Genomic DNA, 11,872 nt, shown 5'->3' on the forward strand with positions numbered 1-11,872 from the left:
AACGAAGCTGGTCTTACATTTGCTGAAGTGATTTATAATATTGACCCTTTGCTACATATTCAGACTGTATTCTCTGCATGTCTTTTCGGTCTTCATCCGTCAAAGGACGGATGACTTTTGCCGGGCGGCCGAAGGCTAGATGGCCTGGCGGAATGATTTTCCCCGGCGGAACAAGGCTGCCGGCACCGATAAATGCGCCTTCTCCGATTTCGGCTCCGTCTAAAATGATTGAACCCATGCCGATTAAGGCGTTCTTGCGGATCACGGCGCTATGGAGTGTAACCTGGTGGCCTATCGTGGCGTCATCTTCAATGAGAAGCGTCCGGTTCGGGCTTTGATGGAGGCAGCTTAAATCCTGGATATTGACTCTGTTACCAATTCTGGTCGGGGCTACATCTCCTCTTATGACAACTGAGAACCAAATGCTGGATTGTTCCCCGATGACCACATCACCGGTAATTGTTGCATTATCGGCTACAAAAGCAGTTGGGTGGATTTCTGGCGTGTATTCTTTATAAGGGTAAATCATATATCTTTCATCCTTCTTTCTCTATTTAATTTTTGTATGAGGTGAACCGCATGTGGACCTGGAAAGCAGACAGACCTGTGGCAGTGATTGTTATGATCCACGGGGCAAGTGAACATCATGGACGATATAAATGGCTGAGTGAAATGTGGAGATCTTCGGGTTATCACGTTGTAATGGGTGATCTGCCGGGACAAGGGACAACCACCCGGGCCAGAGGTCATATTCGCTCATTTCAAGAATACATTGATGAAGTAGATACTTGGATAGATAAAGCGCGAACCTTTGAGCTGCCTGTTTTTCTTCTCGGCCACAGTATGGGCGGCCTGATTGCGATTGAATGGTTTAAACAGCAGAGAAACCCCCGCATTACGGGAATTATTTTATCATCACCGTGTCTCGGGCTGCAAATTAAAGTCAATAAAGTGCTTGATCTTGCATCAAAGGGGCTGAATGTCATTGCTCCGTCGCTTAAAGTTGATTCGGGATTATCGATTGATATGGCGACACGCAATAAAGATGTCATCGAAGCAGGCCAGAACGATCCCCTCTTTGTGAAGAAGGTTTCTGTCAGATGGTACAGAGAGCTGTTAAAAACTCTCGAGTCTGCCATGGTGCCGACAGAGGCTTTTCTGAGGGTGCCGCTTTTGGTCATGCAGGCCGGAGATGACAAGCTGGTCGATAAAACGAAGGTCATCAAGTGGTTTTCAGGGGTTGCTTCCCACAATAAGTCATATAGGGAATGGGAAGGGCTTTATCATGAAATATTTAATGAACCGGAAAGAGAAGACGTTTTTAAAGCCGCAAGAGCATTTACTGATCAATATATTTGAACTAGGGGGGTGCATGTGTTGACAGTACCGGAACATCCTTTTGGACTGATGGCAAAAGTATATCGTGATATTTTTCCGCTCGTTCATCAAGAGCTGAACATATGGAAGCAAAAATCAGAAGCAATTAAAAACAGTGAATTAAAAGCACAGGCAACCGCAAGTATTCGAGATAAAACGTTTCATTGCGAAGGCGGCGGCATATTGGCCTTATTGTCAGGAAATCATAAGCAGAAATGTGTTGAGTTCATCATCGCATACCAAACGATCAGCGATTACCTGGACAATTTGTGTGACCGCAGCACATCACTTGACCCGGAAGATTTTCGAATGCTTCACACCTCTATGCAGGACGCATTGACAGTGGGAGCTGATCCGCAACATTATTATCAATTCAGGGACGAGCAGGATGACAGCGGATATTTGCAGGAATTGGTGAAAACGTGCCAGCGTGTCCTCGGATCTATTGAACACTACGAAATGATTAAACCTTATCTGCTTGAGTTGTGCGGCTATTATTGCGATTTGCAGGTGCATAAGCACGTTGTTGAGCATGAGCGTGTCCCGCGCCTTGAAAAGTGGTTTACCCAATATGAATCAGAGCTTCCCGAGATGGAATGGTATGAATTCTCAGCTTGTGCAGGCTCCACGCTAGGCATTTTCTGTCTTGTCGCATATTCGTTTCAGCCCGATTTTACTGAAAGCACCGCAAAAAAAATCCGCAACAGTTATTTTCCTTACATACAAGGTCTTCATATTCTGCTTGATTATTTGATTGACCAGGAGGAGGACTTGCTTGAAGGGGACTTGAATTTCTGCTCGTATTATCAGTCGCATGAAGAAATGATGAATCGGCTGCAGCACTTTATTCAGAAAGCCGATGAACATCTGCACGGCATTCCGCACGAAAACTTCCACCGCTTAATCAACCGCGGCTTGCTGGGTGTCTATTTGTCTGATGACAAAGTGGCGGGCCAAAAGGAAATGGGCCGGCTCGCGAAAAAGCTGATCAAAGCAAGCGGAAAAACCTCCTTTTTCTTTTATATCAACGGCAGAGCCTACAGAAAGTTTCAAAAAATGGCCTGGATGAAAAACTCAAAGAAAAAAGCTCAAATCATTTGCTGATTTGAGCTTTTTTTTCGATAGCAATAATAAACGGCGGGTCATTTTGCTGATTGATAAATCCGTATGTTAAGACACGGGCTGTTTGCTGATCCAAGTCCCGGCAAAAGTCGACCACGTCGTTTTTTTCAGCTTTGCCTTCCGGGTGGCCGTGATAGACGACCAAAACAATCAGGCCTTCATCTTTCATGATGCTGAGAAGCTGTTCAATTGCTTGGATCGTTGAATTGCCGTTTGTCGTAATCGATTTGTCCCCGCCTGGCAGATAGCCGAGGTTAAACACAGCGGCCGCCACTTTGCCGTGTGTTTCCTGCGGAAGTGATTCAGCAATTTTGCCATGGCTTTTATGAAATAAAGTTGTCCGGTTTTGATAGGTGTCACCGAGCCGCTCCTTCGTATTGGCCACTGCTGATTCTTGTATATCAAATGCGTATACATGGCCGTTTTCACCGACAAGCTCAGCTAAAAACAGGGTGTCGTGCCCGTTCCCCATTGTGGCGTCAACAACGATGTCTCCATCCCCTGCGGCCATTTTCAGCAGCTCTTTACTGTAGGGAAGAATTTTTTTCAGAATCATAAGGCCGATTCCTCCTGAAGACGCTGAAAGAACTTACCTTGGTAGCTGCCGCGGTTTTCAAGTTCTTTATTGATAGCGCCAAGCACTTCCCATTTGTTCACACTCCACATCGGCCCAATCATCAATTCAATCGGCCCGTCACCTGTGATACGGTGTACGATCATTTCTGGCGGGATGATTTCAAGCTGGTCACAGACGAGCTGCACATAATCGTCTTGAGAGAGAAATTCTAGCTTTCCTTTTTCGTATTGTTTCACCATCGGCGTGCCCTTTAGCAGGTGAAGCAAATGGATTTTAATACCCTGGACGTCCAAATCTGCCACTGCTTTTGCCGTTTCCATCATCATATCGCGGTCTTCCAGAGGAAGTCCGTTGATTATATGCGAGCAGACGCGTATGCCGTGTTTTCTTAGCTTATTCACACCTTCAACGTAGCAGTCAAAGTCATGTGCCCGGTTGATCAGAAGAGCTGTGCGTTCGTGAACTGTCTGAAGCCCAAGCTCCACCCAAAGATACGTGCGTTCATTCAGTTCTGCCAAATACTCAACAACTTCATCCGGCAGGCAGTCCGGACGTGTGGCGATTGAAAGACCGACCACATCGTCGAGCGCGAGAACAGACTCGAATTTCTCTCGCAGCACGTCAACCGGAGCATGCGTATTGGTGAACGCTTGGAAATAAGCGATATATTTCCCGTCCTTCCATTTTTCGTGCATGCGGTTTTTAATGTCGTGGAATTGTGTCATTAAATCATCGGCCCGGTTTCCTGCAAAGTCACCGGAGCCCGCAGCGCTGCAAAAGGTACAGCCGCCGTGTGCGACAGTGCCGTCCCGGTTCGGGCAGTCGAAGCCGCCGTCAAGCGCTACTTTAAATACCTTATGCCCGAAATGATCTCTGAGATGATAATTTAATGTATGATAGCGTTTTTCCGTATTTGAATAAGGAAAAGGATTATTCTGAATCACGATTAATGTGCCTCCTTGCGTACAATTGCATCCTAAAATTGTAGCACGCATTTCATATGAGAACAAATGAATATCGACCATAAATTTCTTTATTGAATCGTGTCTGATGAGGCTACACTATGGATGATGGATTGTTTCCATTACCAAGAGGAGGGGTTACTGTGGCAACAAGACAATCAGTAGATGAACATCTCCAACAATGTATGCAGGCGTGTGATTATGCTGAAGAACAGCTGAAAATCGCTTCTAAACAAGAGCATTATAACGACCAAGAATACAGTGATGCGCAAATGCAGATTGAAAATGCGGTAAATGCCTTGAATAAACTATGGCTGTCATCAAATGATCAGCAGAGAGAACAGCTGTACAGAATGAGACTTCAGCTTCAAGCTTTGCAAAATAATATGATCTTGCAGCACCCTCTTGATGTGTAAGAAACGGACCCTTTTGATAAGGGTCCATTTTTTTTGTAAAAAAAGGATTGACTTTGCACAGTAAAGTATTTATTGTATTAAGTGTACTAATTAAAGTAATACACTATAGACACTAATGAAAAAGTCATTTATATATTGAAATTAAGGGAGGCAGTTATGAAACATAAAAAACAAAACAAACGTAACGTGCCAATGCTGATCGCGGCATCTGTGATCGCTTGTTCTTTTTTTCTTGTACTCGTGATGATCGGTTTTGAATGGCAAAAAAGTATAATTGATCCGTTTTATTTATGAAAGGTTCAGATCGTATAGAAAGTAGGGAAGTAAATGATTCAAATCGATCCAAGAAGCTCAACGCCCATTTACGAACAAATTATTCAGCAAATGAAAGAGCTTTGTTTGAAAGGGATCATGAAGCCTGGTGATAAGCTTCCTTCTGTCAGAGAATTGGCGACGATCATTATTGCGAATCCGAATACTGTCAGCAAAGCGTACAAAGAGCTTGAGCGAGAGGGTATTATTGAAACGCTGCGTGGCAGAGGGACCTATATATCGGAAAATGCAAAAACGACACTGATTGAAGGGAAGATGACGATGATTAAAGAGCAACTCAAACAGCTCATCATCGATGCACATTATGCGGGGGTTGAGCTGGATAAACTGCAAGAATGGATAAAGGAAATCAGCGCTGATGTGAAAGGGGGCAAGAGCGATGATTGAATTAAGACAGCTGTCAAAAACGATTGACGGAAATCAAGTATTAAAAGATGTTTCATTAACAATTGAAAAAGGAGAAATCTTCGGGCTGCTCGGCCGCAATGGGTCAGGCAAAACGACAATGCTCCGCTTAATCCAGCAAATCATTTTCGCCGACAGCGGGACGATTTTGTTTGATGGCGTAGAAATCAAAAAGCATCCGAAGGTCAAACAGAATATCATCTACATGCCCGTTCAAAATCCTTTTTACGACAAGTATACATACAAGCAGCTAGTCGATATCCTAAGAAGAATTTATCCGAAATTTGATGTCACGTACGCGAATGAGCTGATGAACAGATATGAAATTCCAGAAACGAAAAAATACCGCGAGCTGTCGACAGGTTTGAAAAAACAGCTGTCGCTCGTTCTGTCGTTTGCAGCGAGACCGGCACTGATTCTCCTTGATGAACCGACGGACGGCATTGACGCGGTGACAAGACATGATGTGCTGCAGCTGATGGTTGATGAAGTGGCGGAGCGTGATACGAGCATTCTGATCACCTCTCACAGACTTGAGGACATTGAACGGATGTGCAACCGAATTGGGTTTCTCGAAGATAACAGACTGACCAACGTCATGGATCTTGATGAGTTAAAAGAAGAATACATTAAAATTCAAATGGCCTTCGATACAGATGTCAATTTGGCCATCAGAGAGCAAAACATTCCGATGCTCGATCAGGCCGGTGTGTTTTACACGGTGCTGATTCCGAAAAGCGATGAGAAGAACAAGAGCTTTTTGAGAGAGCTGAAGCCAAAAGTGTGGAATGAGCTTCCTGTCAACCTGGAAGAAGTGTTCATTGCGAAGTTTGGAGGGAAGCGGAGATGGTAGACCGAGGTCTCCTCTATCGAGAGTGGAAGCAGAATCAAGTGGTGATTTTGTTAAGTATTGTGTTTTTGGTGCTGGCAAATCCCCTCTCTATTGTGAATACGTATTTGTCTTATCAAGGATGTCTTGATCGCCAAGACCCGCAATATTGTGATTTTATCGTGAATTACACGAGCAACTTGATAGATATCAACTGGGTGCCGGGTGTCATTTTGGCGGTCTGCTTCCTGGGAATGGAACGTTCGAAAGGCACGATGGATTTTATATTAAGCCTCCCATATAACAGAAGCCAAATTTTCCAGACGAAATTTTGGTTAGGCGGTTTTGTGATTGTACTGTCGCAACTGATTGGCTTTTTACTTGCATGGCTGCTGATTCTTGTTTATCAACCTGAGCATGTCTACTATTTTGAGCACAGCAGTGTTGGAGTAATCGTGATTAGCTTTATGGCTTACTCACTGGTGATGGCCGCCGGAGCGTTAACTGGAAATGCTTTTGCCCAGCTATTAACGGCATTTGCTGCTACGGTACTGCCGTATTTAATTGTTGCTTTGCCGATTCTAAACATAGAATTTATTTTTGATGTAAATATATGGGATTATTTTCCTTCTGTTGAGGATTATTTTGCATTGGTTCGTAAGTTATACTATCTTGTGCCTATGGGATATGTTGCAAATGACTGGCTAACCGACAGTAAATATATTCTACTCATTCCGGCTGTCATGAGCATTCTGTTTTACTTGATTGGCTATATAAGCTTTAAAAAGCATCCAAGTGAACGAAACGGATACTTTTTCCTTTGGAACAGCTTAGATCGTCCGGTACAAATTTTGGTTATGGCTTTTGGCATTCTCGGATTTGGTTTGTTTGGATATTCTGCCGGACATTCCATGATTGGTTATATTTTTGGAATGATCATTGGTGCGGTTGTCGGCTTTTTTGTAAGCTACTTTGCAATTTATAAGAAAACAAAACATTAAAGAAGTGCTTTCAGTTGGGAGGGAAGTGATGTGCCGGATTCCGGGCTGTTTTATAAAGAGTGGAAGCAAAATAAAGCTCTGTTAACCATGATTTTTTTGGTATTTATGCTTAGCAATCCTTTTACCGTATTAAATACGTACATCTCATACCAAGGCTGCGTGGCTAATCAGAACGAGTGGGTCGGAACCTGCGTATTTACGATTAACTATTTAAACGGCACATTTATCTCACTGTTTTGGATGTGGGGAGTCGTTTTGGCGGTCAGCCAGCTGGGGATTGAACGAAGCAAGGGCTTGTTTGATTTTACTTTAAGCCTTCCATATACACGCGGGCAGATATTTAACGCAAAGTTTGTGCTCGGCGGGATTGTGATTGTGGCACCGCAAATCTTTGGATATGTATTATCTGTTTTGCTCCTAGTGCTTTTGAAACCCGAGCAAGCCGTTTATTTTCATCACTACAGCCTTGGAATGATCATCGTCAGTTTGCTGGCTTATTCTCTGGTCATGGCGGGGGGAGCTTTGACAGGCCATACTTTTGCCCAGCTTTTGGTTTCAGCTACTGTTACGATTTTGCCTTTTTTGCTCATGACTCTTCCTGCTATCAACTTGGAAATCCTTCTTGGCGGAACAGTAGAGTTTATACATGGTCCTGTGCCCGAATGGGTGCAGTATCTATTCCCGGTTACTTACGTTGTGCCGAACTGGGTTGAGGATTCTCCGTATTATTTAGTGATTCCGGCCATCATGACGATCATCTTTTACATCATCGGCCACATCGGTTTTGTCAAACTGTCTAATGAACGGAACGGATATTTCTTTTTGTGGAAACCGCTAGACCGCCCGGTACAGGTCATTGTCATTATCATTGGGATCATGGGCTTCGGGTATTTTGGATTTGCCGCAACGGAGAGCTTCGTCGGCTACATATTCGGTATGGCTGCTGGCGCCGTGATTGGTTTTCTTATCAGCTATTTTGCGATTTATAAAAAAACAAAACATTTATAAGGGAGAGAGAAAAGATGATTGATGTTCAGCATATTAACCATTCCTTCACGATCGGAAAAAAGGGCCGTGAGAATGAAGTGCCTGTCTTAAAAGATGTCTCGTTGACTGTTGCGAAAGGAGAAATCGCCTGTATCATCGGACGAAGCGGGTCGGGGAAGTCAACGCTTCTGAATTTGATTTCAGGCTACATCTCACCGACAAAAGGGCGTATTGTGATTAACGGAACTGATGTCACGGGCTTTAATGAGAAGGAATGGGCTCAGTTCCGCCTTGAACACTTTGGGTTTATTTTTCAAAGCTTTCAGCTCATCCCGGGCTTAACGACGTATGAAAATGTGGAAATGCCGCTGGCGTTAAAAGGGATCAAGCCGTCAGAGCGCAAGCAAAAGGTACAGGATATGCTGAAACGCGTCGGTCTTGAAAACCATGCTGCACACTATCCTAATGAATTGTCAGGCGGGCAGCAGCAGCGTGTCAGCATTGCGAGAGCGCTGATTTTAAATCCGTCGATTATTTTAGCGGATGAGCCGACGGGAAGCCTTGATTCAGAAACGGAACAGGAAGTGCTTGAATTGATTCAGCAGCTGAACCGTGAGCGGGGCATTACATTTGTGATTATTACCCATGATGATGAAGTAGCTTCAATCGGACACTCAAAATTCCAGCTGCATGACGGTGTGTTAAAAGGAGGTATTACCGTTGAGATTTAAGGATCAGGTTCATTTTATCAGAAGAAATATGAAGAAAAACAGGCTCCGTGTCTTTATGACAATTCTTGCGACAACAATGGCGTGTGCGTTTTTGGTTGTGCTGTCGTCGGTTGGATTCGGGATTCAAAAGACAATCACAGATATGACGATGAGCCAGCAAATTGTGACTAAAGTCAGTGTAATGGGCAAGGAAGGGGATAAGCCTATTAAAAAAGCTGATTTAGAGAAGTATGATCATGTAAGGTCAGTTGTAGAAAGAACGCAAGTGTATGAGCCAAACAAAGCAACTTTAGGCAATCGCACAAATGAAAGCTCTAATCTTATCTTTACCAATATGGGTGATGAATTAAAAGCCAATATGGAATTAGAAAAAGGAAGAGTCGCAAAGTCGGAAAATGAAATCGTAGTAGGATACGACTTTGCAAAGAGATTATTGACGAAAAAAGAATCTGAAGCATATAACAAAAAAATCGAGGAAGCAAATGGAAACCCCGAGGATATAGAAGAACCAAAGGGTTATACGAAAGACATCCTGAACAAAACGATTGAATTAAGTGTATCAAAAACAGATCCTAAAACAGGGGATGTTACGAAAACAAAAACATATGACTTTAAAATTGTCGGTATTACAAAAAAACCATCTCAAGATTGGATGGAGGATTCAAACATCTTCATTAGTGATCAATTCAAGAAGGACTTTTCGGAATTTTTGGACTTCAAGGGCGGGAATGTTGAAAAAAATGTTGGCGTTTTTGCTGATAAATTTGAGAATGTGGAACAGCTGACAAATGATCTAACAGATGACGGATACTATGTCACATCAGTTACTACCGAGCTTGAAGGAGCCAACACCTTCTTCATGGTCTTCAAAATCGGCCTGATCTTTGTCGGGTGTATCGCGGTTATCATTTCAGCCATTGGGATATTTAACACGATGACGATGGCGGTGACAGAAAGAACGCAGGAGATCGGCATTATGAAAGCGATTGGGGCGAGTCCGTCAATCATTCGCCGAATGTTCTTGATGGAAAGCGCGTATATCGGAATTTTAGGCTGTGTGATTGGGATTATCATTTCTTACGGCGTGAGCTACCTTGTCAACCTTGCCGTTCCGATGATTCTCGCGGCGACAAGCGGAGGCGAAGCGGGCGATCTGAATTATACGTTTTCTTATATTCCGCTCAGCCTTGTCATCATTGCGGTTGTGATTTGCGGCGGTGTCGCTGTGATCTCGGGTATGAACCCGGCTCGAAAGGCAACAAAAACCAACGTGCTGACAGCATTAAGAAGAGAGTTGTAATCAGAAAAAGCCGGCTGAACCAGCCGGCTTTTCTGTATAGCGCATCAACAAGATTTGCTATACACTTGACATAAAAAAGGAAAAAGTGCGGTGAGTCCATTGTTTAAACTTTTGCTGATAGAAGATGATAAATCGCTGTTTCATGAAATCAAGGAGCGTTTAACGGGATGGTCCTATGATGTATACGGTATACAGGATTTCAGCCAAGTAATGCAGGAATTTGCGTCAATCAAACCTGATTGCGTCATTATTGATGTTCAGCTCCCTAAATTTGACGGGTTTCATTGGTGCCGGCTGATCCGTTCCCGGTCAAATGTTCCGATTCTCTTTTTATCCTCTCGTGACCACCCTGCTGATATGGTTATGTCGATGCAGCTGGGAGCAGATGACTTTATTCAAAAGCCGTTTCATTTTGATGTGCTGATTGCGAAAATCCAAGCGATTTTCCGGCGCGTGCATCATTATAATACGGAGCCGAGCACGATCAAAACATGGTGCGGGGCTGCCATAGACGCAGAGCAGAACCTCGTCAGCAATGACGAAGGCTCTGTTGAACTGACTAAAAATGAAATGTTCATTCTAAAACAGCTAATAGAACAAAAAAACAAGATTGTCAGCCGTGAGGAGCTGATCAGAAGATTGTGGAATGATGAGCGTTTTGTCAGCGATAATACACTGACCGTCAATGTCAACCGCCTGCGGAAAAAACTGGACGAACTGCAGCTTGGAACATATATCGAGACGAAGGTCGGCCAAGGCTACATGGCGAAGGAAGAGGATCATTTCTATGATTAAAGCATTCCTCATCGAAAGACGAAGCTGGATTGCCGCATTTTTGCTGCAGCAAATTCTGATTTTGCTGATTGCCTTTGTCGATCCGTCTATTCCATTTAAAAATGTTCTTTATATTGTTTATTTGTGTGTTCTGATCTTTGGTGTGTTTGTTATCATCCGTTTTCGGAAAGAAACCGCATTCTATAAAAGCCTCGAAGAATGGGAAAATAATCTTGATGTCACAGCCATAAGTGAACCGGAGACGCCGTTTGAAGAGATGATTGAAAAAAGCATCACCGGACAAACGGAACAATTGAAGCAATCTGCATTGCAGAATCGCTTGGCATTAGAAAATGAAAAAGATGAACTGATGGCGTGGATACATGAGGTCAAAACGCCATTAACAGCGCTGCATTTAATCATCGATCGGATGGCAGACCCATCATTAAAATCCCAGCTATCGTATGAGTGGCTGCGCATCCATCTGCTTCTTGATCAGCAGCTTCATCAAAAGCGCATGTCCTTTATCGAAAATGATCTGTCTTTAGAGATGATCAAGCTTAAGCCCTTGATTATCAAAGAGATCAGAGACTTGCAATCGTGGTGTATACAGAAAGGAATCGGGTTTGACATTCAGCTGGAGGCAGAGGAAGTCTTGAGCGATGCGAAATGGCTGGCCTTTATCATCAGGCAGCTGCTGACCAACGCCGTAAAATACAGTGAAGCCGCTGATATTGTGATCAACAGCTATGAAAAAGACGAACGGAAGGTTCTTGAGGTGAAAGATTTTGGACGGGGCATTGACAGGAAAGATGTCTCACGAATTTTTGATAAAGGGTTTACATCCACAACCGATCATCATAATCAGTCTTCTACGGGCATGGGGCTGTATCTGGCGAAGAGAGCCGCAGGACCGTTGCTGATCGATATCGATGTGCATTCAGAGCTTGGGGATGGAACAACCTTTACTTTAACCTTTCCGAAACGAAATCAATTCGAACGTGTCATTAGCGTGTGACGAAAATGTCACATGCTTTTCTTTTTTGTTCGCCTAATCG

At 43.6% G+C, this 11,872-nt stretch carries 15 protein-coding genes; 12 read left to right on the plus strand and 3 right to left on the minus strand.

The window, feature by feature from the left end; genetic code table 11:
- Positions 1-13: 13 nt before the first annotated feature.
- Complete coding sequence (locus UJ203_RS00310) at positions 14-529, minus strand: gamma carbonic anhydrase family protein (RefSeq protein WP_322008355.1); 516 nt, start codon at positions 527-529, stop codon at positions 14-16.
- A 50-nt stretch (positions 530-579) separates the two neighbouring features.
- Here UJ203_RS00310 and UJ203_RS00315 point away from each other — a divergent pair, with 50 nt between their 5' ends.
- Entirely contained in the window at positions 580-1,359 is a 780-nt protein-coding gene (locus tag UJ203_RS00315) for an alpha/beta hydrolase (RefSeq protein WP_322008356.1), read from the plus strand.
- An 18-nt stretch (positions 1,360-1,377) separates the two neighbouring features.
- Positions 1,378-2,481, plus strand: coding sequence for a tetraprenyl-beta-curcumene synthase (gene tbcS / locus UJ203_RS00320; RefSeq protein WP_322009428.1), 1,104 nt, complete (start codon positions 1,378-1,380; stop codon positions 2,479-2,481).
- Here the strand turns inward: tbcS and UJ203_RS00325 are convergent.
- Both UJ203_RS00325 and UJ203_RS00330 read right to left on the minus strand, forming a co-directional pair.
- Positions 2,471-3,055 (minus strand): class I SAM-dependent methyltransferase, encoded by a 585-nt coding sequence (locus tag UJ203_RS00325; RefSeq protein ID WP_322008357.1) that lies wholly within the window; start codon positions 3,053-3,055, stop codon positions 2,471-2,473. The two genes, tbcS and UJ203_RS00325, sit on opposite strands and share 11 nt — an antisense overlap.
- Positions 3,052-4,020, minus strand: a complete 969-nt coding sequence (locus UJ203_RS00330) for a TIGR01212 family radical SAM protein (RefSeq protein WP_322008358.1) — start codon at positions 4,018-4,020, stop codon at positions 3,052-3,054. Before UJ203_RS00330 ends, UJ203_RS00325 begins: the two co-directional genes overlap by 4 nt.
- Positions 4,021-4,181: 161 nt before the next feature.
- Here UJ203_RS00330 and UJ203_RS00335 point away from each other — a divergent pair, with 161 nt between their 5' ends.
- The 10 genes from UJ203_RS00335 to UJ203_RS00380 all read left to right on the plus strand — a co-directional run bounded on the left by UJ203_RS00335 (position 4,182) and on the right by UJ203_RS00380 (position 11,832).
- Positions 4,182-4,454 carry a YtzC family protein gene (locus tag UJ203_RS00335; RefSeq protein WP_322008359.1) on the plus strand — a complete coding sequence of 91 codons (273 nt, stop codon included), beginning with the start codon at positions 4,182-4,184 and terminating at the stop codon, positions 4,452-4,454.
- A gap of 156 nt (positions 4,455-4,610) precedes the next feature.
- Complete coding sequence (locus UJ203_RS00340; protein WP_141243802.1) at positions 4,611-4,748, plus strand: hypothetical protein; 138 nt, start codon at positions 4,611-4,613, stop codon at positions 4,746-4,748.
- A gap of 33 nt (positions 4,749-4,781) precedes the next feature.
- Positions 4,782-5,174, plus strand: coding sequence for a GntR family transcriptional regulator YtrA (gene ytrA, locus UJ203_RS00345; RefSeq protein WP_105953342.1), 393 nt, complete (start codon positions 4,782-4,784; stop codon positions 5,172-5,174).
- Complete coding sequence (ytrB, locus tag UJ203_RS00350) at positions 5,167-6,045, plus strand: ABC transporter ATP-binding protein YtrB (RefSeq protein ID WP_044153718.1); 879 nt, start codon at positions 5,167-5,169, stop codon at positions 6,043-6,045. The genes ytrA and ytrB overlap by 8 nt, the downstream gene beginning before the upstream one ends.
- Positions 6,039-7,022 carry an ABC transporter permease YtrC gene (ytrC, locus tag UJ203_RS00355; RefSeq protein ID WP_322008360.1) on the plus strand — a complete coding sequence of 328 codons (984 nt, stop codon included), beginning with the start codon at positions 6,039-6,041 and terminating at the stop codon, positions 7,020-7,022. The genes ytrB and ytrC overlap by 7 nt, the downstream gene beginning before the upstream one ends.
- Positions 7,023-7,052: 30 nt before the next feature.
- The gene (locus tag UJ203_RS00360; protein ID WP_322008361.1) at positions 7,053-8,030 is read left to right on the plus strand and encodes an ABC transporter permease; all 978 of its coding nucleotides are present in this window, start codon (positions 7,053-7,055) and stop codon (positions 8,028-8,030) included.
- Positions 8,031-8,044: 14 nt separating this feature from the next.
- Positions 8,045-8,740, plus strand: a complete 696-nt coding sequence (ytrE, locus tag UJ203_RS00365) for an ABC transporter ATP-binding protein YtrE (RefSeq protein WP_322008362.1) — start codon at positions 8,045-8,047, stop codon at positions 8,738-8,740.
- Positions 8,730-10,040 carry an ABC transporter permease YtrF gene (gene ytrF / locus UJ203_RS00370; protein WP_322008363.1) on the plus strand — a complete coding sequence of 437 codons (1,311 nt, stop codon included), beginning with the start codon at positions 8,730-8,732 and terminating at the stop codon, positions 10,038-10,040. Before ytrE ends, ytrF begins: the two co-directional genes overlap by 11 nt.
- Positions 10,041-10,139: 99 nt before the next feature.
- The gene (locus UJ203_RS00375; protein ID WP_322009430.1) at positions 10,140-10,835 is read left to right on the plus strand and encodes a response regulator transcription factor; all 696 of its coding nucleotides are present in this window, start codon (positions 10,140-10,142) and stop codon (positions 10,833-10,835) included.
- A complete protein-coding gene (locus tag UJ203_RS00380) occupies positions 10,828-11,832 on the plus strand; it encodes a sensor histidine kinase (RefSeq protein WP_322008364.1) in 1,005 nt (334 codons plus the stop codon). Before UJ203_RS00375 ends, UJ203_RS00380 begins: the two co-directional genes overlap by 8 nt.
- Positions 11,833-11,872 lie beyond the last annotated feature (40 nt).

Source organism: Bacillus sp. V26 (assembly GCF_034296245.1).
Classification (GTDB): domain Bacteria; phylum Bacillota; class Bacilli; order Bacillales; family Bacillaceae; genus Bacillus; species Bacillus halotolerans.